General features: G+C 37.1%; 21 protein-coding genes. 11 read left to right on the top strand and 10 right to left on the bottom strand.

Annotated features, from left to right (window positions below; all coding sequences use genetic code 11):
- Positions 1 to 18 precede the first annotated feature (18 nt).
- From ACXAGJ_RS15340 to ACXAGJ_RS15310, 7 genes are read left to right on the top strand one after another with little or no spacing between them, the layout of a single operon-like run.
- Positions 19 to 1,998, top strand: a complete 1,980-nt coding sequence (locus ACXAGJ_RS15340) for an acetyl/propionyl/methylcrotonyl-CoA carboxylase subunit alpha (RefSeq protein ID WP_474841024.1) — start codon at positions 19 to 21, stop codon at positions 1,996 to 1,998.
- 2 nt (positions 1,999 to 2,000) lie between these two features.
- Complete coding sequence (locus ACXAGJ_RS15335) at positions 2,001 to 2,819, top strand: enoyl-CoA hydratase/isomerase family protein (protein WP_474841023.1); 819 nt, start codon at positions 2,001 to 2,003, stop codon at positions 2,817 to 2,819.
- 22 nt (positions 2,820 to 2,841) lie between these two features.
- The gene (locus ACXAGJ_RS15330) at positions 2,842 to 3,711 is read left to right on the top strand and encodes a beta-keto acid cleavage family enzyme (protein WP_474841022.1); all 870 of its coding nucleotides are present in this window, start codon (positions 2,842 to 2,844) and stop codon (positions 3,709 to 3,711) included.
- A 2-nt stretch (positions 3,712 to 3,713) separates the two neighbouring features.
- Complete coding sequence (locus tag ACXAGJ_RS15325) at positions 3,714 to 4,520, top strand: SDR family oxidoreductase (protein WP_474841021.1); 807 nt, start codon at positions 3,714 to 3,716, stop codon at positions 4,518 to 4,520.
- 3 nt (positions 4,521 to 4,523) lie between these two features.
- The gene (locus ACXAGJ_RS15320; RefSeq protein ID WP_474841020.1) at positions 4,524 to 6,302 is read left to right on the top strand and encodes an acyl-CoA dehydrogenase family protein; all 1,779 of its coding nucleotides are present in this window, start codon (positions 4,524 to 4,526) and stop codon (positions 6,300 to 6,302) included.
- An 11-nt stretch (positions 6,303 to 6,313) separates the two neighbouring features.
- Complete coding sequence (locus tag ACXAGJ_RS15315) at positions 6,314 to 7,813, top strand: acyl-CoA dehydrogenase family protein (protein WP_474841019.1); 1,500 nt, start codon at positions 6,314 to 6,316, stop codon at positions 7,811 to 7,813.
- A gap of 19 nt (positions 7,814 to 7,832) precedes the next feature.
- A complete protein-coding gene (locus ACXAGJ_RS15310; protein ID WP_474841018.1) occupies positions 7,833 to 9,254 on the top strand; it encodes an aldehyde dehydrogenase family protein in 1,422 nt (473 codons plus the stop codon).
- A gap of 13 nt (positions 9,255 to 9,267) precedes the next feature.
- Here ACXAGJ_RS15310 and ACXAGJ_RS15305 read toward each other — a convergent pair whose 3' ends face one another.
- The 9 genes from ACXAGJ_RS15305 to ACXAGJ_RS15265 all read right to left on the bottom strand — a co-directional run bounded on the left by ACXAGJ_RS15305 (position 9,268) and on the right by ACXAGJ_RS15265 (position 16,544).
- Positions 9,268 to 9,678, bottom strand: a complete 411-nt coding sequence (locus ACXAGJ_RS15305; RefSeq protein WP_474841017.1) for a hypothetical protein — start codon at positions 9,676 to 9,678, stop codon at positions 9,268 to 9,270.
- Between the two features lie 67 nt (positions 9,679 to 9,745).
- Entirely contained in the window at positions 9,746 to 10,270 is a 525-nt protein-coding gene (locus ACXAGJ_RS15300) for a YciI family protein (protein ID WP_474841016.1), read from the bottom strand.
- A gap of 84 nt (positions 10,271 to 10,354) precedes the next feature.
- On the bottom strand, positions 10,355 to 11,260 hold the full coding sequence (locus ACXAGJ_RS15295) for a hypothetical protein (protein ID WP_474841015.1): 906 nt from the start codon (positions 11,258 to 11,260) through the stop codon (positions 10,355 to 10,357).
- 244 nt (positions 11,261 to 11,504) lie between these two features.
- Positions 11,505 to 12,410 carry a hypothetical protein gene (locus ACXAGJ_RS15290; protein WP_474841014.1) on the bottom strand — a complete coding sequence of 302 codons (906 nt, stop codon included), beginning with the start codon at positions 12,408 to 12,410 and terminating at the stop codon, positions 11,505 to 11,507.
- A 126-nt stretch (positions 12,411 to 12,536) separates the two neighbouring features.
- Positions 12,537 to 13,004, bottom strand: coding sequence for a CYTH domain-containing protein (locus ACXAGJ_RS15285; RefSeq protein WP_474841013.1), 468 nt, complete (start codon positions 13,002 to 13,004; stop codon positions 12,537 to 12,539).
- A gap of 87 nt (positions 13,005 to 13,091) precedes the next feature.
- Complete coding sequence (locus ACXAGJ_RS15280) at positions 13,092 to 13,925, bottom strand: DUF2911 domain-containing protein (protein WP_474841012.1); 834 nt, start codon at positions 13,923 to 13,925, stop codon at positions 13,092 to 13,094.
- Between the two features lie 20 nt (positions 13,926 to 13,945).
- Positions 13,946 to 14,938 (bottom strand): AraC family transcriptional regulator, encoded by a 993-nt coding sequence (locus ACXAGJ_RS15275; RefSeq protein WP_474841011.1) that lies wholly within the window; start codon positions 14,936 to 14,938, stop codon positions 13,946 to 13,948.
- Positions 14,939 to 15,077: 139 nt separating this feature from the next.
- The gene (locus tag ACXAGJ_RS15270; RefSeq protein WP_474841010.1) at positions 15,078 to 15,773 is read right to left on the bottom strand and encodes a hypothetical protein; all 696 of its coding nucleotides are present in this window, start codon (positions 15,771 to 15,773) and stop codon (positions 15,078 to 15,080) included.
- 108 nt (positions 15,774 to 15,881) lie between these two features.
- Entirely contained in the window at positions 15,882 to 16,544 is a 663-nt protein-coding gene (locus tag ACXAGJ_RS15265) for an NAD-dependent epimerase/dehydratase family protein (protein ID WP_474841009.1), read from the bottom strand.
- Between the two features lie 122 nt (positions 16,545 to 16,666).
- Between ACXAGJ_RS15265 and ACXAGJ_RS15260 the strand changes: the two genes are divergently transcribed.
- From ACXAGJ_RS15260 to ACXAGJ_RS15250, 3 genes are all read left to right on the top strand, one after another.
- Complete coding sequence (locus ACXAGJ_RS15260) at positions 16,667 to 17,407, top strand: hypothetical protein (protein WP_474841008.1); 741 nt, start codon at positions 16,667 to 16,669, stop codon at positions 17,405 to 17,407.
- Between the two features lie 40 nt (positions 17,408 to 17,447).
- Positions 17,448 to 18,554, top strand: a complete 1,107-nt coding sequence (gene dinB / locus ACXAGJ_RS15255; RefSeq protein ID WP_474841007.1) for a DNA polymerase IV — start codon at positions 17,448 to 17,450, stop codon at positions 18,552 to 18,554.
- Positions 18,555 to 18,617: 63 nt separating this feature from the next.
- Positions 18,618 to 20,771 (top strand): KAP family P-loop NTPase fold protein, encoded by a 2,154-nt coding sequence (locus ACXAGJ_RS15250; protein WP_474841006.1) that lies wholly within the window; start codon positions 18,618 to 18,620, stop codon positions 20,769 to 20,771.
- Here the strand turns inward: ACXAGJ_RS15250 and ACXAGJ_RS15245 are convergent.
- Entirely contained in the window at positions 20,768 to 21,913 is a 1,146-nt protein-coding gene (locus tag ACXAGJ_RS15245) for a methionine aminotransferase (RefSeq protein WP_474841005.1), read from the bottom strand. The two genes, ACXAGJ_RS15250 and ACXAGJ_RS15245, sit on opposite strands and share 4 nt — an antisense overlap.
- A gap of 205 nt (positions 21,914 to 22,118) precedes the next feature.
- On the opposite strand from ACXAGJ_RS15245, the gene ACXAGJ_RS15240 reads away from it, so the two are divergent.
- Complete coding sequence (locus ACXAGJ_RS15240; protein ID WP_474841004.1) at positions 22,119 to 22,784, top strand: succinate dehydrogenase cytochrome b subunit; 666 nt, start codon at positions 22,119 to 22,121, stop codon at positions 22,782 to 22,784.
- Positions 22,785 to 22,789: the final 5 nt, after the last annotated feature.

Raw genomic sequence — 22,789 nt, 5'->3', positions numbered from 1 at the left:
AAAAGGAAGATATTGTATATGAAAAGTATAAACACCATATTGATTGCTAATCGGGGAGAAATCGCTTCAAGAGTGATACGTACCTGCAAAAAAATGGGAATTACTAGTGTAGCGGTCTATGCTGATGCTGATAAAAATGCCCCATTCGTTAGACAAGCAGATTTAGCAGTACATATCGGAGCTTCAGAACCGTTACAATCCTATCTCGATCAACATAAAATAATTGCTGCTGCAAAACGTACTGGTGCCGATGCCATTCATCCGGGTTACGGTTTTTTATCTGAAAATGCAGATTTTGCCAGATTATGTAAAACCGAAGGAATCATTTTTATCGGTCCCAACGCAGAGGCTATAGCAGCAATGGGATCAAAATCCAAGGCCAAAATCATGATGAAACAGGCAGGAGTGCCTGTTGTACCTGGTTATGATGGGGAGGATCAATCTGAAGCTACACTAAAAGCAGAAGCTTTAAAAATAGGATTTCCGGTATTACTGAAAGCCACCGCAGGAGGTGGAGGTAAAGGGATGAGAATTGTTCATGAAGAAAAAGAAATAATAACAGCCATTGCTTCGGCAAAACGAGAAGCCAAAAATGCCTTTGGAGATGATGAATTACTCATCGAAAAATACATTGCCTCTGGAAGACATATCGAATTTCAGATTTTTGGAGATCAGCATAAGAATGTCATTCATTTACTGGAAAGAGAATGTTCAATCCAAAGACGTTATCAAAAAGTGATCGAAGAAAGCCCTTCTCCGATAATGACAGAAGCTCTGCGGAAGTCTATGGGTGATGCCGCGGTACTTGCAGCCCAAGCTATGGGTTATGATAATGCGGGAACTGTAGAATTTATTTATGACGATACTTCTGGAGCATTCTACTTTTTGGAGGTCAATACCAGATTACAAGTAGAACACCCTGTTACCGAGGCTATAACCGGGTTGGATTTAGTGCAAATGCAAATCCAATCTGCGCAAGGCATTCCTTTGCAAATCACTCAAGAAGAGGTGGTAGGAAATGGCTATGCCATTGAAGCGAGGTTGTATGCAGAAGATGCAGCAAATAATTACGCACCTGTAACCGGCAAAATTCACAATTACCAATTCCCAGATGTTGATGGTTTACGGGTAGAGTCTGCTATTGAGTCAGGTTCAGAAATATCAATATTCTATGATCCAATGATCGCTAAGATCATTGTAAAAGATACCAATAGAACCAATGCACATACTAAGTTGTTGTATGTGCTTCAGCAACTCGTATGTCAGGGTATTGTAACCAATTTACCATTCCTGAAAACGTTGCTACAACATGAAGAATTTCAGAAGGGAAATTACAATACGCATTTTGTTCAGGAAAAGATAGAACTTTCTCAGATCAATAAAATATCAGATCGACATATACAGGAAGTGGCTATAGTCGCAACGCTATATGATTGGAATAAGAGAGAACAATCGAGAAAAACACTTCGAAGTCTTCCTTCGGGATGGAGAAACAACTTTTATCAATATCAAAAAGAAGTTTTTCATATTGATGAACAGGCTGTTCAAGTGCAGTATCAGTATGTAGAAGGTGGTTTTGTATTTCTTTTTGCAGACAGGGAAAGAAAGGTAGGGATGATAGGTATTGATGAAACCACCTTGTGCATAGATATAGATGGACTACAAAAGACGTATACTGTTGCGAAGGTTGGTGAGGATTATTTTGTGCATTCGCCTACCATAGGTAATGTGAAAATTACTCAAGAAGGTCGATTTCCGATCAAAGAAAAGGAAAAGGTAAGTGGTGGGTATGAGTCCCCAATTCCTTCTCAAGTGGTTAAAATTAATATCCAATCGGGAGATGCTATCAAAGAAGGGGATCCACTTATCATATTGTCTTCGATGAAGATGGAAAACGTTTTGGTAGCCAATCAGGATGGTAAAGTAGAAGAAATATACGTAGCCGAAGGGCAGAATGTAGAAGCTGGATTTTTATTACTGAAAATTAATGAAGAATAATCATGGATTTTTTTGAAAAGGAACTCGTAGAAAAGGCATTAGTGCAAAAATTCGCTTTTATCCTGGTAGCGGTAGAAGATCATGTAATGATAGTAACATTGAATCGACCGGAGAAGAAGAATGCATTGCATCCACATATGATTCATGAAATTGCCTTTGCGTTACAATATGCCAACCAAACCAAAGAGATACGAGCTGTTATGATTCGTGCATCCGGTGATGTCTTTTGCTCAGGTGCGGATTTGAAGGCTTTTATGGGTATGGTGGGGGAGTTTGATTCCTCAATCCCCGAATCCAAGGGAGAAGTGCTCTTGGGGGAACTTTTTGGTAGAACTCATAAACCCATAATTACCTTGGTAGAAGGTAGGGTAATGGCCGGAGGTTTCTTTTTTCTTACTGGTGCACACTATGTGGTATGTAATCCAGAAGTCACGTTGGGTTTACCAGAAGTAAAGAGAGGATTATTTCCCTTCCAAGTAATGGCTTCGTTGCTAGAGGTCATGCCAAAGCGAATCGTTATAGATTGGTGCATAAGAGGGTATAATCTAGGCGTACAAGATGCCAAAAAGTATGGTTTGATTACGCATATCGCAGATAAAGAATCTGCAGTTCAGATTGCGAATAACATCATTAGTGATATCAAAGAAAATTCACCTACTGCAATTCGACATGGCCTGGAAGCATTAGGTATCATTACACAACACGAATCCAAGCATCAGTATTTGATGGAAATGTTACAGAAAACCATAGGTTCCAAAGATGGTCAGGAAGGTTTATTGGCTTTTAGACAAAAAAGAAAACCCGAATGGACCGGAGAATAATGTATAACGAAATGAAAAAGATATGGCATTAAAGAAAATGATTCTTTCTGCAGCGCTAACAGGTGCAGCGACCAACAGATCTCATTGCCCTCATATTCCTTATACTCCCGAAGAGTTGGGGTTGGAGGCCAAAAGAGCAGTTGATGCTGGAGCTGCAATAGTGCACATCCATGCAAGAGAAGATAATGGACTACCAAGTTGGAGGACAGAAGTATTTGAAGAAATCACTGCCGAAGTACGTAAGCATTGCCCGGATGTAATTATCAATTATTCTACGGGGGCCATCGGATTGTCTATCGAAGATCGATTAAAACATTTGCCGGCTACTCAGCCTGATATGGCTGCTTTTAATATGGGTAGTATGAACTACGCTATATTCTCCAAACGAAATAAGCAGTTTATCTGGAATGGTGTATTCGAAAATTCATTCGATGATATGATCAAAGTTGTCACTACTATGAACGAGCATAATATTTGTCCAGAGATGGAATGTTTTGATACTGGGCATATTCGAAATGCAGAACCGCTTCGCGAAATGGGTTTGTTGCCAGATAATGCATGCTATAGTTTGGTTATGGGAGTTATGGGGGGAATTCCTGCAACTCCAGAGAATTTGATACATCAAATCAAGCAAATCCCTGAAGGTGCTTTTTGGCAATCTATTGTGATTAGCCGTAAGCAATGGCAACTCTCTGCAATTGCCGCAGCAATGGGAGGGAATTTCAGAGTGGGATTAGAAGATAATTTTTATTTACCCAATGGAGAGATGGCCAAATCGAATGGAGAATTGGTAGAAGCAGGAGCCACGTTGGCTCAAATGATCGGTCGGGAGATTGCCAGTATCGAAGAGGCCAGAGAACTATTGAACATTCCGAAAAAAATCAACTCATAATCATGCTTAGATCAGACACATTCAACAATAAAATCGTATTGGTAACCGGAGGAAGATCAGGCATTGGTTATCAGATTGCAAAGGACTTTTTACAACTGGGTGCTAAGGTGATTATTTGTTCTCGTAAAGAAGAACAGCTACAAAAGGCAGCCAAAGAATTATCAAACTTTGGAGAAGTTACTCATCAGGCTTGTGATATTCGAAAAACCGAAGAGATACAGCAATTGGCCCAAATGATTAAAGAAAAATATGAGCGATTGGATATCCTGATCAATAATGCCGGAGGGCAGTTTCCCGCACTGGCAGAATATATTAATGATAAAGGGTGGAATGCAGTAATCAACAATAACCTCAATGGAACGTTCTCTATGATTCGGGAAATGGCGAATGCATTTTTTATTCCTCAAAAAAGTGGAGTGATCATTAATATTATAGTGGATGTGTTTCGTGGATTTCCGGGAATGGCGCATACGGGAGCAGCTAGAGCTGGAGTCGAGAATTTGACCAAAACGCTAGCTATGGAATGGAGCGATTTTAATATCAGAATCAATTGCGTGGCTCCAGGAATTATAGAATCCAGTGGTTTGGATACGTATCCAAAACAAATACAAGATATGTTTGAAGAGGCACAAAAAGCCATCCCTTTAAAACGTTTCGGAAAGGTGGAGGACGTGTCGAATGCCGTGACCTTTTTATCAAGCCCTATGGCTGAATATATTACCGGAATCTCATTATATGTAGATGGTGCGCAGCATCTCAACTTTGATAAGATGGGATTAGCAAATGTCTTAAAATCATTTATCTCATAACCGATGGAATCAAAAGTAACCATGATCAAAGGGGGAGAGTTTTTAATCAAGGGAGCCGAACCTGAAACTGTTTTTACTCCAGAGGAGTATTCTGAAGAACATCAGATGCTTCGAGAAGCGATTCGTGACTTCATAAATAAGGAAATAGAGCCTTTAAAAGAAGCATTCGATAGCAAAGAAGGAACAAAATTAGCTCCAGAAAAGCTGGAGAAATTAGGTGAACTGGGATTTTTGGCCATTTCGGTGCCTGAAGAATCCGGAGGGATGGGATGCGATATCAAAACCGACCTAGCAGCTTCAGAAGTAATGTCTGATAGCTATTCTTTTTCTCAAACACTTGGTGTACAAAGAGGATTAGGGGTCAATACCATTTTGTTTTATGGTACAGATCAGCAAAAAGCTAAATATCTAGACGGTATTCTAACCGGAAAATTAAAATGTTCCTATTGTTTAACCGAGCCTAATGCCGGTTCTGATGCGAACTCCGGAAAAACACATGCCACACTTAGTGATGACCAAAAACACTACATCCTAAATGGACAAAAGATGTGGATCACGAATGCTGGTTTTGCAGATGTGTTTTCGGTATTCTGTAAGATCGAAGATGACGAAAACTTATCTTGTTTGCTGGTGGAAAAGGATTGGGGAGTACAATTGGGAGTCGAAGAAAACAAGTTAGGAATTCATGGATCTTCTACGAGGCAGGTCTTCTTTGAAAATGTAAAAGTGCCTGTAGAGAATTTATTAGGAGAACGTAATAAAGGCTTCAAAATCGCTATGAATGCCCTTAATATGGGACGATTAATGATTGGGGTGGCAGGATCAGCTATATCTAAAAGAGCATTTCATCTTGGGGTGCAGTATGCCAATCAACGTGTTCAGTTTAAACAAACCATCGCTTCGTTTGGAGCTATTCAGGAAAAAATAGCCAAAATGGGAATCAATATCTATGCCTTAGAATCCGGTTGGAATCGATTGGGAGGAGATATGGATGTGCTTTATAACCAGTTTATAGATACCGGAACGCCACCACTAAAGGCTAAACAACAAGTTGCACAGGAGTTTGCAGCAGAATGTGCCATTATAAAAGTCTTTGGATCCGAAATCGAACAGTTTGTGGTAGACGAAGCACTGCAAATTCATGGAGGAATGGGCTTTTCTGAAGAAAGTGAAATCTCTATGCATTATAGAAATATACGAGGTAATCGGATTTATGAAGGGACCAATGAGATCAATCGGTTAGTAATTCCGGGAACCATCCTCAAATATGCTTTAAAAGGAAAGTTGCCGTTGATGCAAGCAGCCATGCAGGCTTTTCAAGAGGTGCAATCTGGAAATAATACTCCTATTGATCCAGACTTACCATTGAAAGAATTTGCCATTGGTTTTCTCGAACATTGTAAAAAATCAATCTTACTGATCAGTGGATTGGCGATGCAAAAGTTTCAGCAAGAAATTCAGGAAGAACAAGAAGTGTTGTCCCGACTTGCCGATATGATTATTCAGATCTATATGATGGAGTCGATGTTACTCAGAACGCTTAAAGGTAATGGACAACATCAGGAAATTAAAGAAGCTATATCTGTTGTTTTTATGAACGAAGCTACGGATAAGATTAAGATAGCACTCAAAGAAGTTGCCTACAAAGCTGCAGATAAAGAAATGGTGCAAAAAACAATAGAGGCGACAGATCAATTACTGCAGTTACCGGTTATTGATATTATAGCCCTACGCAGAAAAATTGCATCTCATTTTATTCAGGAAAATCAATATAAAATCTAAACCGTTACGTCATGAACAGTTATTATTTTGATGAAGGACATACTTTGTTTCGGGAAAGCCTGAAAGCGTTTCTACAGAAAGAAGTAGTGCCGAATATCGATCAATGGGAAGAAGATCGTCGTATTCCTAGAGAAGTATGGCAAAAAATGGGAGACATGGGGTTTTTAGGATTATCCTATCCCGAAGAGTTTGGAGGAGCAAATCTTGATTTCTTTTATGATGTGATCTTTTGTGAAGAGATTGCAAAAGTATTTTCAGGAGGATTTGCGATTACTCAGGCGGTGGTACAATACATGTCGGGACCTTATATTTTGAAATATGGGTCACAACGATTAAAAGAAAAATATCTTCCCGGAATCATTTCGGGAGAGAGAATTAGTTGTATCGGTATTTCAGAACCTACTGCAGGCTCTGATGTGGCGAATATTAAAACCACCGCAATTTTACAAGGAGATCACTATGTAGTAAATGGCTCTAAAACCTTTATTACCAATGCGGTATATGGAGATTTTGTGGTCTGTGTGGTTAAAACTGATCCCAAAGCTGGTCCAGAAGGGGTAAGTTTATTAATTGTAGATTTGGATAGAGAAGGGGTGAGTAGAACAAAGCTCAAAAAATTGGGATGGCATGCCTCGGATACTGCAGAATTGGCCTTTGATAATGTAAAAATTCCTAAAGAAAATCTGATTGGAGAAGAGGGACAAGGGTTTTATTATTTGATGGGTGGCTTACAAGTAGAGCGACTGGTAGGAGCCATAATGGGGTATGGTGCTTGTGAAGCTGCAATGCAATATACCCTTCAATATATGTCGGAAAGATCCGCTTTTGGGAGGCCGATTAATAAGTTTCAGGTACTGCGGCATAGAATGGCACAATTGGCTTCAGAAATCGAATCCTGTAAGCAGTTTGTGTTGTACTGTTCGAGGTTAAATAACGACAAGAAATACGCCGTAAAAGAATGTTCCATGGCTAAGCTTTTGGCTACTGAGTTATCTGATAAAACCATGACCCAATGTTTGCAATCTTTTGGGGGTTACGGATATATGGAAGAGTTTAAGATTGCAAGAATGTTTCGGGATAGTAGAATCGGAACAATTGGCGGAGGGACCTCAGAGATTATGCGGGAGATTATTGCAAAAATGGTGATCGACGACGTATCTTACAAACAAGCAGAAAAGAATGATTCAATTAATAATACCAATACTAATATTATGAGTAATATAGACAGTATCCTGCAAACGATTCAGGAAAGAGCAGCAAAGGCAGATAGCCTAAATAATACCTTAAAATTCAACTTTGGTGATGAACAGTTATATATCGATGGTACGGGAGATACCAATGTGGTAACTGCAGAAGATAAAGATGCAGATTGCCAGGTAGATGTCGGATTTGATGATTTTATGTCGTTGATCAAAGGAGAACTTAACCCGATGGCGGCTGTTATGGGTGGAAAAATAAAAATTAAAGGTGACATGGGAGTGGCCATGAAACTCCAATCCCTATTCTCGTAATGCTTTAGCATTGTAAATCATGGTTACTTCATTTAAGGAAACCGAAGTTGCCGTAATTCATGCTATTTATGATCAACAAAAAGCAAATTACAGGCAAGTAGGAAAGACAACAGCACGAGAGCGAATTCGAAAGCTAAAAGCGTTTGAAAAAACCATCTTACGTTTTCGAGTGGACTTACAAGAGGCTATGAAGAAAGATTTTCATAAGCCTGCAGCTGAGGTGGATCTTACTGAGATTTATCCAGTACTTTCTGAAATACGATTTGCGATCAAACATCTAAAAGATTGGATGCGCCCTAAAAAAGTTCCGCATCCAATACCTATGATAGGCTCATCCTCCTGGGTGCGGTATGAACCTAAGGGAATGAGCCTGATTATAGCACCCTGGAACTACCCTATGCAATTGCTTTTTGCGCCTTTGGTCTCTGCTATTGCGGCGGGGAATGTGGTGATGCTTAAACCTTCGGAGTTTACCTCACATACGGTAGAAGTAATGAAACAAATTATTGCAGATTGTTTTGAAGAACATGAAATAGCCATTGTAGAAGGAGGTGTTGAGGTGTCAAAAGCGTTGTTAGACAAAAAGTTCCATCATATTTTCTTTACCGGAGCACCCGAAATTGGTAAAATTGTAATGGCTGCTGCTGCCAAACATCTTTGTAGTGTAACCCTTGAGCTAGGCGGTAAATCTCCTACTATTATTGATGAAACGGCTAATATTAAAACGATCGTTTCAAGGATTGCATGGGCAAAATATGTGAATGCAGGGCAGGTATGCATCGCTCCGGATTATGTGTTGATACACGAAAGCAAGAAAGCAGAATTTATTCAACAGCTTAGTGCCCAAATCCAAAAACACTATGGGAAAGATGCTATAGATTCTCCGGATTATTTACGCATTATTAACCAAAAGCATTTTTTAAGATTGAAAGGATATCTTGAGAATGCAGTACTTAGTGGCGCAAAAGTAATTTACGGAGGAACAATGGATGAAACCCAAAATTATATGGAACCGACTATTATCACTGATATGTCTGTGGATTCTGATGTGTTGAAACACGAAATTTTTGGCCCGATTCTTCCTATACTTTCCTATCGTGATAAGGAAGAAGTAATTGATTTTGTGAGTAATAAAGAAAAGCCTTTGGCCCTTTACATTTATAGCAGTAATAAAAAAAATATCAACTATTTTATAGAGAATACTACTGCAGGAGCTACTTGTATCAATATGTCTTCGGTACATGTCGGTAATCCTAATTTACCATTTGGTGGAGTAAATAATAGTGGTATTGGGAAATCCAGAGGGCATTATGGATTTATCGAATTTACCAACGAACGTGCGATGTTTAAACAACGATTACCTAGTGCGATCGAATTGATGACACCTCCTTATACAGCGTTCAAACAAAAATTAATTGATTGGACGATTAAGTATTTCTAAAGTAATACAAGCTCTATCTTGTTTTTTTCCAGGATTCCCTGTGTGTATTACCGTCTTCGATATAAGTGAAGTTCAGAAACAAATTATTAGTATCATCTTCTGTCAGGATATACGACCAAATAAGAATTTCTCCATTTTCTTTGATAAAGGTAATAGTACCATCGACTTCGGAGAGTTCAAAATCGAGTATGATTTCTATTCCAAATTCGTTAGCATTCAAAATACCAGTATTATCAGAAACGTTTTCGTTATCACTAAAGACTAATGTTCCGTTAAGAGCTTCAAGAGTAGTCAAATTATTTATCGATCTACTTTGTATATCCCAAGTACCTACAAGTAGATCAAAATCAGTAATAGGTTGTTCGTTATCATCATCAGAACAACTTACGATAAATAGAATTATTATAAAGAGAAAGCGTTTCATGAGATAGTATTTTTCTAAAGGTAGGGGCTTATCCCAAACTTTTGATTACCATAATATTAAATGTGTGCTATCGTAATGGAAATCCTTTGGCAGCCCACCAGGGATGTATTTCAATCACCAAACGTCCTGCCTTGACCATTGGATCCATATTGGCAAGGCTATCTGCCATTTTTTGAGTAGGTGTGTTATAAATAGTGATTCCTCTAATGTCCCCATCATCTCCAAAGGGTCCGGAAATATCTGCGTATCCCTCTTTGTACATTCTACCCAAATGTTGTAAATGTAGTCTTTGTAAACTATCGGCAGCTTCTTTAGTTTGTGAGCGGTTTGGACCTCTTTTTAAAAAAGCAATAAAGTATTGTTGCATGATGGTAGTGTCACCCGTTTCCTGATCCACATAATCAAAGAGTTGATACCCTTGTTTTTCTAACTTTTCTTTGATTGATTTTACAGAAGGTTTTTCTACAATTTCTTCAGTGGTTTTGACCGGATCAGAAATAGATTCCTTTTGTTTTTGACACCCTGTGGTAACAAGCAAAATTAAAAGACCGATAATTAAGGCAATGTTGGATAGTTGTTTACTGGATTTCATAAGATGGATAATATAAAATGCACTTCCAAAGATAAACATTTGAAAGTGCATTGCTTAAATCTATCTTAGCCAATTAACGCCAGATCAATTGGTTTTGTACACAAGTCCTAATGAAAAGGACGATGCTTTATTATAATTCTGGCCTTCCATATTTACAGCATAACCGGTAGAAATGCCAAAATTGTTTTTATATACGGGTACATAAAGGTCCAGATATAAGTTTGCAAAATCTACTTCAGTTTCTGGTAAAGCTGCTGCACCACCTGCTGCAATAAATTCTGGTGATCCGATATCAAAACCGCTTAAGGAGTTCTGTACTCCCACCTTGGCATGCGCATAAAACCATTTGTTATAGTACCCTAATTTTGCACTGTATAACATCGCGTTTGGTACTTCAAAATCAGAACTGTTTCTTAAACTATACGCGGCTTGTAATTCTACAAACACATTAGCAGACGCTGTAAATTGCACAAAGCCACATCCTTCGTAGGCAGTTGCACCATTACCCAGCGCTAATACTCCCGCAGCTTCGTATCCGCCTACAGGCAATGTTACTCCGGTTGCACCGCCAAAAGCTACTTTTGATGCACTGTTCAGTTTGGTTTCCAGGATTTTAGCTTTCAAAAACACACTTAGGTCCTGTACACCTTCTACCTGACTCTCACCAATAATAGGATCATCTACACCCATCTCATTACTGGTGGATACGTAAGGCACGGTTACTGTGGTTGAAAGCCAATCTGAGAAGCCATATTCTCCATAAATACTTATGATTGATGAAGTGATTTCTCCCATGTTCATAGGATTGGATTCAGTCAAGGTTTCTCCTCTATAGAAATTATCAAATGTTTTATACGAATAGGAAGAAGCGAGGGTTAGGTCATTTTGTTTTGGGAAAAACCCATTAATAAGGGTTTGTGCCGATAGTGATGATATAGATAGGTATACTATTATGATCATCATTTTGGGGTTGTTCATAGTAATTTTCATATCATAGGCAGTTGTTTATTTACGTTGGTAGGATTGAGATAATATTGTTAAAATTTTAAGATTAAGATAGGTAAATTAGAAAATTACCCCATAAAAAGCAAATAACATCGATGAAATACGTTTTTGTTTTGGGAAATACTCATTTGTAAGACAGGTTTATTTTCAAACTATTTTGAGATACAAGCATAAAAAATCGCCTTCAGAAATGCGCTGAAGGCGATCAAGATTGTACGAGTTAAATATCTTACCTAGCCGTATAGACTAATCCAAAAGCCAAGCCAGATTCTTTACTGTGGTTTCTACCGCTTATAGTGGCTCCATAACTTCCGGACACGCCAAGAGTCTGTTGGTATACGGGCACATAAAAATCGAAAGATAGATTGGTAAAATCTACTTCGGTTTCAGGTAGAATTGCCGCACCTCCGGCTTCACCAAACTCTGGAGTTCCTATATCTAGGCCCGACATAGAGTCTTGTATATCCAATTTGGCATGCACATATAGGAGCTCATTATGAAAACCAATTTTTGCACTATACATCATGGCGTTTGGGATATCAAAATCATCACTGCTTCTTTGGCTGTACCCCAATTGCACTTCACTGAATATGTTGAAGGGTAATGAGTATTGCACAATTGCAGTGCCATTGATGGTAGTAGCTTGATTTCCCAAAGAAAGCACCCCAGCTCCTTCGTAATCCCCTACAGGAAGAGTCACCCCTGTAGCGCCGCCTAAAGTAATTCTGGAATTGTTCTGAAATTGCTTTTCCAAAATTCTTGCTTTCATAAAAACTCCCAGATCTTGGATACCATCTACTTTTGCAACCTGCTGAACAGGGTCTAGAGCTCCATCTTCACTTTCTACCTGTATGTAGGGTAAGGTAATGGTAGATGATATCCAGTTTGAAATGGCGTATTGCCCATAAAAGGAAACGATGGATGAGGAAATCTCACCCAGTCCGGCCGGATTTCCATCAGATAATGAAGAACCTCTGTAAAACTGATCATAGCTTTTGTAAGAATAACTTGGAGCAACGGTAATGGTGTTTTTTTCTGGATAAAAACCGTTGACAGGGATCTGTGCAGAAACATTACAAAAAAAGCATAAGAGGGTTGTGATCCCAATTAGGGATCTTGTGAAATTGTGTAACATAATTTTCAATTTTGGTTAATAATAGGCCTGCTTAGACGGAGGGTAATAACTTACCTTACATGGTAATATGTTATCTTTTGGTTAACCAAATCAAAAGGAGAAATAAGCCGTTTTTGAGTTACGACTTTACCATAAATTGAATGGATTTTTGCTTAATTGTGAGTTGTAGTATCTGTTTTCTCCTGTTACTTCTTTTCCGAGCCAATTGGGTTTTAAAAAAGGTTGATTTTCTTCTTCTAATTCGATTTCTGCAAGAATCAACCCCTGGTTTTGTCCAAAAAACTCGTCCACTTCAATAATGTGTTTGCCAGATTTTATTTCGTAGCGAGTTTTTTCGATCATTCCTGGTTCGCAAAGGGGAAGAAGTGCTTCCGCATCTTCGATAGAAATCGGTTTTTCCCATTCAAATCGAGAAGTACCTGTTGCGTTTCCAATACCTTTTACGGTAATGAATGCCTGTTGGCCTTTGATACGGATTCGTACTGTTCGCTCGGGATGGGTATTCAGAAATGCCTGTACGATTCGGTATTGCGTGGTTGATTCTTTTTTGAATGCTTCAGAGGTTACCAGGAATTTTCGTTCTATTTCTGTCATGTTGTTGTAATAAACAATCCCTGAATCTATAATCGATTCAGGGAAATTTACTCTAATGTATTACATTTTGAGAAATTTTCGTAGGAATTACTTCGACCATTCCTCAATCAATTTTTGATTCAGTCTGATAAGATCTTCGTTTTTTGCCTTTTCCGAAAGTACTAAAGATCTTTTGGCAGCGGCCAGAGCTTCTTTTTTCCTTCCCAGATCTCCTAATATCAAAGCTTCTCGATATACCTGAAAAAATAGTGCTTTCTCACTTTTTGTGACTTTTTGGATATACTGCAGCGCTTGTTCCAAATCTGTATTTGCTTCATGCAAATATAATGCGGCCAGAAAGTAATCGAAATCTGTAGGTCCAGATAATACTTTTTTGATATTAGCCATAGTTTTTTCATGCACTTCTACTTTGACTGGTAAAGAAGCCCTAGTGGTTCCCCAGGCAAATACCAAATCTGCACTATCCAGCTCAATCTGATCCAGATACGTCAAGAATGATTCTACGGTATCTTGTTGGTTGGTTACGTTTGCCTTCAATTGTAATACGGGGGTTCTAGAAGTATAGGTATTCCAGTTTCCAGTGTCATACGTGTAGAAATAGATATCCCAATAGGTGCTGTTTGGTTTGGAGAGTATGGCATACGTTCCTTTTTTTAATGCGTTTCCTTGTATGGTAATATCATCACTCACCGTGATCTTTGTAGCAGCATTGGCGCCTGTTCTCCAAAAAGTACCATAAGGAAGTAAGCCTTCTGGACCAAAAAGAGCTCTTCCTCTTTGACTAGGTCTGGAATATTCTAACTCTATATCGATGATCCCGATAGTCTGTATGGTTTTTGAAGACGGACTTAATGCTGGAATAGTAAGCTGTGCTTGAACGGCGCATACCGACAGCATACAAATTATGAATGTTTTGAACATGATGTTTTGATTTTGAAAGATTATAAGTTTGAGAAATACTCTTTGGGAGTAGCTCCCATAAGATCCTTAAAGGATTTGTTGAATGTGGTTTTGGAATTAAAACCGGCCTCTTGCGCAAGCCCAAAAAAGGTCATATGCTTGGCCTTTTCTGTTTGAGACAAAGCGATAAATTCTTTGATTCGATAATAGTTAATGTATTCAAAGAAATTCATGCCAATACGCTCATTGAGCAGACGTGCCATTTCGGGATTACTCACCCCAAGCATTTCTGCCAGTTCTGATTTTAGCAGCTTTCTGTTCAAATAGGGTTTTTTGTCTTCCATGAGGTGTTCTAATTGCTTTTTTAGCGTATCCAACTGTTGGTTAGAAAACTTGGATTGCGCGTATTTCTTGGAAGAGACAAAAGCATCGATTTTAAACAGCTGTGGTTCTTTTATGCTGTAAAAAGCGATAAAAAGGGTCATGATAGCAATGCTTATCCATATTATTTGCCAGTTTACTTTGGTGAAAAAAGAATATCCTACTGCCCAGTTCAAGAACATAGCAAACCAACAGAGTAAACATATCCCTATGGCTACCAAAAAGCTCAAAAAGAATCTGGATTGAACGCTATAACTTAGTTCTTGTTGGATATCTTTTTTAAACTGTAAAAAGATCCGAAGGCTGAGTATCCAATAGGTGATATTAAAGGATAACCCAACGGCTATAAATGTTAAGGTAACCTTTGAGGTAAGTCCACTGGCGGCTCTTTCTTGTAATACCTGGTCTGAGGGTAAAATAAAATAGATGGTTGCCAAGGTATTATACACCAGAGCAGGGACATAATGAATAAGCTCTTTCTTTGAAAATGGTTTTTTAATCAAGCTGGACCGGGTAAACAGATAGATTGTCGCTCCAAATAACAAGGTGGCAAATTCTGAAAAAATCACCCAGCGATAATTATCGGTAAAGAAGCCTGAAATATAGAACACCCTACCTGTTAACCCAATGGCTAAAGCGAAGACTAAAATCACGATGTACTTATTTATACTCCTGTTTTTTTTGGAAAAGAAATAAATAAAGATCAGAAACAAACTCTGAAAATACGCGAAATATACCAGCTGATTAAGTAGTGCTTGCATGGGTCTACTATCAAATTTTTGATTGAATATACTAGTTTATCACAAATTGATTTACATGCAATACACTTTCATTTTTATGAATACCCTTATCCTTCATAAAGGATTCGAATTCTTTTTTGCTTTCCCATTCTGTTACTACTAACAAATCAGGATTATAATAATATCCTGCAGGTGATTTACCGTTGGTAAGCTTTAAAACCGTTTTTCCTCCCGTGGCAACAGATTTTTGAAACCATTGTTTGGTAAAGGCATCAAAGGAAGAATTGTCTTTTTTCCAATAGGCAGTTACTACATTATACTTGTTTTTGTCCATGCTAAACGAAAGGTCTTCGGGCATTTCATAATACACCAAATTAAAAATGGACCAAATCGTTCTTCGTTGCTCATGAAAATCAGGGACAACCGTTTCAATTTCTGAGATAAACTGTTCTCTGTTGTTTAGATCGCTCCATTGCCCAAATATAAAACTGGTAGGTTGGATGTTTCCTTGTGTGGTTTCTATAATTCTAAAGCCGGGTAGAGGTTTATAGGATCGTTTGAAGGCCACCGGGAAAGCTGTTTTTCTATATTTTTCAAAAGCTTTTTCGGTTTCCGGTTTTGTAGTTAACATAAGGATATCCAATATTTGTCCTTTCTTTAAGTTAACAGACTTAATATTGGCCTGAGCAAAAAGAGAAGTGTTGCCTATAAAGATAACTAGTAATGTGATAATTTTTAACAGTTTCATGATTTTTGATTTTTGAGATTATTAATTTCAAACAAATGTAGAAACTGCTTTCAGATTCCGGTAAATAAAGGCGCTCCAAAAGATACGGATACGGTAAACGCACTACTTTTACTCTTGTTTTTGTGCGATTTCTTTGATATGATCAGAAATAATGATGCGATCGGCAAATTCATGATTAGCTAACCAAATCATCGCCAGAACGATCGTTTCAGGAGGGATAGTTTGGTACTTCTTAAGCCCTCCAATCAGTAGGGGATTGACCACTTTCATGAGTTGTTTGAAAAAATATTCTCCAGGACGTTTTTCAGTTCTTTGACCTCCAATAAGTGAGGGTTGTAAGAGATGCGTTTTAGGAATTTGACATTGCAACACGTCTCTTTCCATTTCTCCTTTTGTCCGATTATAAAACACATTACTGTTTGGATTCGCACCCAATGCGGATACCACAATATAGGTAGAGATATTATTTGCTTTGCAAAGTTGAGCGGCATTTACCGGGATGCCATAGTCAATTTTATGATAGAGATTTTTATCCGGAGTTTTGGCCTTGGTCGTCCCAATGCAACAAAACACTTCGTCGGCTATAAATTTATCTTGATGATCAGCTAGGGCGAGTAGATCTATAATATGCTCTTCCACTTTTGGATGTGAATTCCCAGTTGTTTGCCTAGAGAAAAGAATAATTTTGGAGTACCTCGTATCTTCGATGAGGTGTTTGAGTAAAATTCCCCCCGTAAGTCCTGTAGCTCCCAATATTATTGCTGTTTTCATAAGTAACAGGTTGAAAATCTTCTAAAATTAGTATATTTAAACGTCAAAATGTAAAACGATAATAGTAAAAATGAAATAAAAATACTTTGGTTTTAAAAAGTCTATAAAATATTCCCCCTGCTATGAAAAAACTGCTACAAACTGCGAATTGCTTTTTGCCAATTCGTGTATTCTTCTTGGTGATATTCTTCATTGTTTTTTATGAAATCAGCTTTGCCCAAATCGACGCTAATGCGCTACAAGGATTACCTACGGCTACTACTACAGAACGAAATGCAATTACTGGAGTGCAGATTGGTTCACTGGTCTATGATACCGATGCGAATAGCGTATTTGTATATACCAATACAGGTTGGCAAGAATTACGACAGACTGGTAATGTTTTTGTAGGGGCTTTCCAAATATCGGCCGCAGGTACTGTAAATGTAATCGATGTGCCATTTCAACCTACTTCAGTTACTTTTGTTGCCCATGCAAATGTGGAAAGTTTTAATCTGAATAGTGATAATGGTACCGCCAATAATGATAGGGGAATCCGAAATTCTTTTGGTAGTATGAACGGCTTTGCTAGGCAAAACGGAGCAACGATTAACCAGCAGGTGATTTATATTGGAGCTCATGGGAACTCGATTAATGATATTGCTCGATTTGCGTCTAATACCAGTGCCATAGGATTACGATATGGGGACCAAAATGGTAACTTTCTGGGTAGTATTACAGGAAATGTGACTACATTCACATCCAACGGTTTTACCATCAATGTTACCTACACCAATGGAAATATCACTAATGCAGGGCAAAATGTACTTCCGACCGATATTAATAACGAGGGCATCATTGTGATCTACACCGCATATCGTTAATTATAACAGTAGACGTTAGAATAACCACTATTTTTGTATTGTGGAAGAATTGGATGCACATAGAAAAATTATTCATGTAGATATGGATGCGTTTTATGCTTCGGTAGAGCAGATGGATAACCCAGAGTTAAAGGGGAAACCGTTGGCTGTAGGAGGTGGATCAAAACGAGGAGTAGTTAGTGCGGCCAGTTACGAAGCCCGAGTCTTTGGTGTGCGTTCTGCCATGGCTGGATTTAAAGCCCGAAAATTATGTCCTGATCTCATTTTTGTAAAACCCAGATTTGATCGTTACAAAGAAATATCTGTCCAAATTCGAAAGATATTTTTTGACTATACAGACTTGGTTGAGCCACTATCTTTGGATGAGGCCTATCTCGATGTGACCCAAAACAAAAAAGGAAATCCAAGTGCCTCATTGCTGGCGCAAGAAATACGACAGCGAATTTTTGATGAGGTGGGTCTTACCGCATCTGCGGGTATCTCTATTAATAAGTTTATAGCCAAAGTAGCAAGTGACTATAATAAGCCCAATGGTCAAAAGACAGTAAATCCAGAAGAAGTTATAGAATTTTTGGAAAACCTGGATGTCAAAAAGTTCTACGGAGTAGGAAAGGTTACCCAAGCCAAGATGTACCAAATGGGAATTTATACGGGGAAAGACTTAAAATCAAAATCAGAAGAGTTTCTTACTCAACATTTTGGCAAGTCCGGAGGTCACTATTACCGCATCGTAAGAGGAATTCATCTTAGCGAAGTAAAACCTAATAGGGAGCGCAAATCCCTGGCAGCCGAAAGGACTTTTAGCGAAAATATATCTTCTGAAATTTATATGTTGGAGCGCTTAGAGAGTATTGCCGAGGAGTTGCAGCGACGATTGCAACGAAGTAAGGTAGCAGGTAGAACCGTGACCTTAAAAATCAAGTACAGCGATTTCACCCTGCAAACCCGAAGTAAAACCTTGCCGTATTATGTAAGTGACGCTGCCATTTTACTTGAAACAGCAAAGGAACTACTGTATCAGGAAAAAATGAAAAACTCTGTCCGTCTGCTCGGGATTTCTTTATCTAATTTGAATACTGGAAAAGATAAACCCAAAAAGAAAGAAGAAAAGGAGTTTGAAGTGATTCAGCTGAAGTTTGATTTTTAGTGAGATATTTCTGATCGGAATTCCTCCTTAATTTTTCTAAATTTAAAGAATAAATATGATTATATGTCCGAAACAAAAAAAGATAAAAACAATTACTTCTTATCTGAATCTCCAATAGAGCAATCTGAAGATGACATTTTAAATTATAGGCATTATGCTGAAAAGATCCGTAAAATTATCCAGAAAAATGTAAATAATCCAAGCCCTCTAACTCTAGGAATTTATGGTAAATGGGGAGAAGGAAAGACATCTTTTTTAAATCTTGTTAGAAATCAGATTGATATTTTTAGAAAGGAAAATGGAGATAAGGGAATAATGAGATATCATTTTAATCCTTGGAGATATAAAACTGAGGATGAAATGATATTTTCTTTTTTTGAAGGTTTGGCTCAAAGCCTTTTTTTGGAAAAAGAATCTAATTTACATAAGGCGGGTAAATATATTAAAGGTTTTGGTAAATATTTAAAGGCAATTAAGTTATCTGCATCTGTTGGTTTACCTGTTAGTAGTATTGGATCAAAAGTGACTTTTGATCCAAGTGTTATTTTTGAGACTTTAGGAAATGACTTAAAAGGAGAAGAGCTATCCTTAGAGTTATTTAAGGATAAAATAGATGAGTCACTGAATGTAGCTAATTGGAAAATAGTAATTTTTATAGATGATGTTGATCGCTTAGATAAAAATGAAATTTATACTCTTTTAAAGATAATCAAGCTCAATGGGAGCTTTAAAAATCTGGTCTATCTAATACCTATGGACCAAGAGCAAGTGGCAAAAGCCATTAAGAATAGATTTGGAGATGACATAAAAGACGGATATATGTTTTTAGAGAAAATCATAAATATTCCTATCAATTTACCCAAAATTGAATATTCTGATCTTAGAATTTTTTTTAGTAAGAAATTAGAAGAAGTCTACAGGATTAATGATTTTGATTCGAATTTATTAGAGAAAAAAAGAAATGAGTTAGAAGAAATAACAGATAATTACTTTACGGATTTATTTACAACTCCTAGAGAAATTATTAGAGTTTTAAACAGTTTTTATATTGGCTTATTTTCAATAGGCAAAGAGGTTCATTTGGCTGATTTATTCTGGATAGAATATCTGAAAGTGATAATGCCAGATATATATTCAAAAATTAAGAAGTATAACATTAAATCTTTTTTAGGTTTTAAGCTAATAAGCTATGACAACATTTTTGATGATTTAGAAATTAATAGTTTCAATTCAATACAGTTAAAAATTGTGAGTTTTATACTGCCTAAAGAAGCAAGGACTGTATTTGATGATTTTACAAATAGTTTTGGGAATAGAATAGATTCTAAGTACAGAATCAATCAACCAGATCACTTTGATAAATACTTTTCTTATCATTTAATGAATAAACTGGTTTTAGGAGATTTTAATGAGTTTGTGAATAAAGTTTTACAAGATTTAGAAGATGAGTCGGGAATAATAATAAAAGATTTGATTCAGAAATATGGAGATAGAAAGACTTTATATGAATTGGAATCAATCATAAATTTGGAGACAGATAGTTTAAAGACACAAAAAATGCTCAAATCTATCATTCAATTCAGAAATTTATTTAGTAGTAATGATCCAAATATTTTTGGTAAAACCACTAAAACCGAGTTAATCGAAAGAGTAGCAATAATTATGAATTCTGAGTTAGATAATGAGATATCTTATAAAGAACTAATAATTGAATTAGCCGAAAAACTTAATTATCAGGAGCTTTCTCATTTCACAAGAAAATTTAAGGACAAACCGATAAGGGAGGATTTGAATCAAAAAATTCTTAAAAAAGTTAAAAATTTAGACTCGTCATATCAACCATTTTTTAAATATCCCGAGAACATTATGAACAAAATGGTTATGCAAATTTGGAAGAATTCTGATGAAGATAATTTTAAGGATTTTATAAGAAGTAATTTAGATTCTAAAGAACTTGTAGGTTTGTTTGTAAGGAATTTTCCAGGATATTGGAATGGAAGTTATTTTGGGCCATTAACTAAGGAAAACTATGAGTTTATGAAGTCGTTAATAGATGTTCATTTTGTTAAAAGTAAAGTTGATCAATATTATAATATTAATACGGAAAAGCTAGATATAAATGAATGGAATAATAAGGAAGATCGAACAATAGATGAGAACGTCCAAGAATTTGTGTTTCATTACAATGAAGATAAAAAATTTCCAAATTTTGCTTAAACTTTACATAAAATTTCGGCAGCCCTTTTCAAAGTATCCTCAGTCTTCGCAAAACAAAAACGGAGTACATGATCGTCTTTTTGGTCTAGGTTAAATACAGAAACCGGTATAGATGCTATACCATGTTCTTTGGTAAGTCGTTCTGCAAAATCAACATCAGCTTCGTCGGTGATGTCAGAATAATCCAATAGCTGAAAATAAGTGCCAGAAGCGGGAGTATATGAAAATCGCGAATCCTTGATGAGTGATAAAAATAAATCTCGTTTTTGCTGATAAAAATCGGATAAAGACAAGTAATTCTCCGGGGTCTTTAAATACTCTGCAAGCGCAAATTGTACGGGATGATTACTGCAAAATACATTAAACTGATGTACTTTTCTAAACTCTTGCATCAAAGCAGCGGGAGCCAGACAATATCCCATTTTCCAACCGGTGGTATGAAAGGTTTTTCCAAAGGATGCGGTAATAAATGCTCGTTCTGCCAATCCTGGATATTTGCATGCGCTTTGGTGTTTTTGTTGGTCAAATATAATATGTTCGTAAACCTCGTCGCTCAGCAAAATAATATCAGTTCCTTTCAATAACTTCTCTAGTTGTAACATATCATTTTTAGAGAGTACAGTACCACTTGGATTATGGGGAGTGTTGATGATTACCATCTTTGTTTTCTTCGATATTTTTGAAGTCACTTCCTCCCAGTTTATTGTAAAATCAGGAGCTGACAGTTGAACTGGAATGACCGTTCCTCCAAATAATTCGATCGAAGGCTCGTAGGAATCATAGGCAGGTTTAAAGATGATTACTTCGTCTCCAGGGGCAACAAAAGCAGAGATGATCGTAAAAATCGCCTGGGTAGCACCAGAAGTAATGGTAACTTCACTTTCTGGATGATAATCGTAACCGTACAAGGTGCTTGTTTTTTCAGCAATGATCGATCTCAAAGAAAGTAAACCCGGCATGGGAGCATATTGGTTGTATCCTTTTTGCATGGCCTGTGATACGAGTTCGATTAATTTGGGATGAGCTTCAAAATTGGGAAACCCTTGAGAAAGATTAATGGCGTTGTATGAATTTGCCATCTGACTCATCACCGTAAAAATTGTGGTGGAAACGTTTGGAAGTTTGGAATTGATATTTTGCATGCCTTAAAATTATAATATTTACAAAAAACAACTTCTTTTTTGTTTAAAGTTTAGTATAAATTTCAAACGATTTCGTTGGAAAGCGTAAACAAAGAAAAAAAGCTACTTTATATTCATTATAAATAAGCAAATACCCTTGGCAAAGCTTGGCTAAAATAAGCCTGAGCACTATTTTTGTTGCTCAACTATTTAAACGTTATACATAATGGGTGGATTGATAAAATCTTCAATAGCTAGAAAAGTTGCCATGGCACTTTCGGGACTTTTCTTAGTTTTCTTTTTATTACAGCACTTTACTATCAATTTTACTTCAATTTTTAGCGCAGATACATTCAACGAATTATCACATTTCATGGGAACAAATCCGGTGGTACAATTCGCATTGCAACCTGTTTTGATTTTTGGAGTGGTTTTTCACTTTGTGATGGGATTTGTGTTAGAAATTAAAAATAAAAACGCGAGAGCGGTAAAGTATGCAAAATATAATGGAGGCGCTAATGCTTCCTGGATGTCTAGGAATATGATTTATTCTGGATTGGTAATCTTAGCATTTTTGGGATTGCACTTCTACGATTTTTGGATTCCTGAAATGGTTCATAAATATGTAGAATTTGCTCCTGAAGATCCAACGAGATACTATCATGAGTTAACCGCAAAATTTGTAAGCCCGGTTAGAACGGGATTGTATGTAGTTTCGTTTGTGTTTTTAGCATTGCACTTATGGCATGGATTTGCTTCGTCTTTCCAATCTGTTGGGTTTAACAACAAATATTCTGTTGGGTTGACCAAATTTGCCAAAGCTTTTGCGATAGTGATTCCATTAGGATTTATCATTATTTCATTAGTACTTCATTTAAATCAAAACCATTAAAAACA

Source organism: Aquimarina sp. AWH4_224, from assembly GCF_056160245.1.
Note: the sequence above shows the minus strand (reverse complement) of the source record. Positions and strands in the feature narration are given on the sequence as shown.

Excerpts from the sequence above, each read along its gene's own strand:
- ACXAGJ_RS15340 (WP_474841024.1), top strand. The coding sequence starts at position 19 with ATGAAAAGTATAAACACCATATTGATTGCTAATCGGGGAGAAATCGCT.
- ACXAGJ_RS15335 (WP_474841023.1), top strand. The coding sequence starts at position 2,001 with ATGGATTTTTTTGAAAAGGAACTCGTAGAAAAGGCATTAGTGCAAAAA.
- ACXAGJ_RS15330 (WP_474841022.1), top strand. The coding sequence starts at position 2,842 with ATGGCATTAAAGAAAATGATTCTTTCTGCAGCGCTAACAGGTGCAGCG.
- ACXAGJ_RS15325 (WP_474841021.1), top strand. The coding sequence starts at position 3,714 with ATGCTTAGATCAGACACATTCAACAATAAAATCGTATTGGTAACCGGA.
- ACXAGJ_RS15320 (WP_474841020.1), top strand. The coding sequence starts at position 4,524 with ATGGAATCAAAAGTAACCATGATCAAAGGGGGAGAGTTTTTAATCAAG.
- ACXAGJ_RS15315 (WP_474841019.1), top strand. The coding sequence starts at position 6,314 with ATGAACAGTTATTATTTTGATGAAGGACATACTTTGTTTCGGGAAAGC.
- ACXAGJ_RS15310 (WP_474841018.1), top strand. The coding sequence starts at position 7,833 with ATGGTTACTTCATTTAAGGAAACCGAAGTTGCCGTAATTCATGCTATT.
- ACXAGJ_RS15305 (WP_474841017.1), bottom strand. The coding sequence starts at position 9,678 with ATGAAACGCTTTCTCTTTATAATAATTCTATTTATCGTAAGTTGTTCT.
- ACXAGJ_RS15300 (WP_474841016.1), bottom strand. The coding sequence starts at position 10,270 with ATGAAATCCAGTAAACAACTATCCAACATTGCCTTAATTATCGGTCTT.
- ACXAGJ_RS15295 (WP_474841015.1), bottom strand. The coding sequence starts at position 11,260 with ATGAAAATTACTATGAACAACCCCAAAATGATGATCATAATAGTATAC.
- ACXAGJ_RS15290 (WP_474841014.1), bottom strand. The coding sequence starts at position 12,410 with ATGTTACACAATTTCACAAGATCCCTAATTGGGATCACAACCCTCTTA.
- ACXAGJ_RS15285 (WP_474841013.1), bottom strand. The coding sequence starts at position 13,004 with ATGACAGAAATAGAACGAAAATTCCTGGTAACCTCTGAAGCATTCAAA.
- ACXAGJ_RS15280 (WP_474841012.1), bottom strand. The coding sequence starts at position 13,925 with ATGTTCAAAACATTCATAATTTGTATGCTGTCGGTATGCGCCGTTCAA.
- ACXAGJ_RS15270 (WP_474841010.1), bottom strand. The coding sequence starts at position 15,773 with ATGAAACTGTTAAAAATTATCACATTACTAGTTATCTTTATAGGCAAC.
- ACXAGJ_RS15265 (WP_474841009.1), bottom strand. The coding sequence starts at position 16,544 with ATGAAAACAGCAATAATATTGGGAGCTACAGGACTTACGGGGGGAATT.
- ACXAGJ_RS15260 (WP_474841008.1), top strand. The coding sequence starts at position 16,667 with ATGAAAAAACTGCTACAAACTGCGAATTGCTTTTTGCCAATTCGTGTA.
- ACXAGJ_RS15250 (WP_474841006.1), top strand. The coding sequence starts at position 18,618 with ATGTCCGAAACAAAAAAAGATAAAAACAATTACTTCTTATCTGAATCT.
- ACXAGJ_RS15245 (WP_474841005.1), bottom strand. The coding sequence starts at position 21,913 with ATGCAAAATATCAATTCCAAACTTCCAAACGTTTCCACCACAATTTTT.
- ACXAGJ_RS15240 (WP_474841004.1), top strand. The coding sequence starts at position 22,119 with ATGGGTGGATTGATAAAATCTTCAATAGCTAGAAAAGTTGCCATGGCA.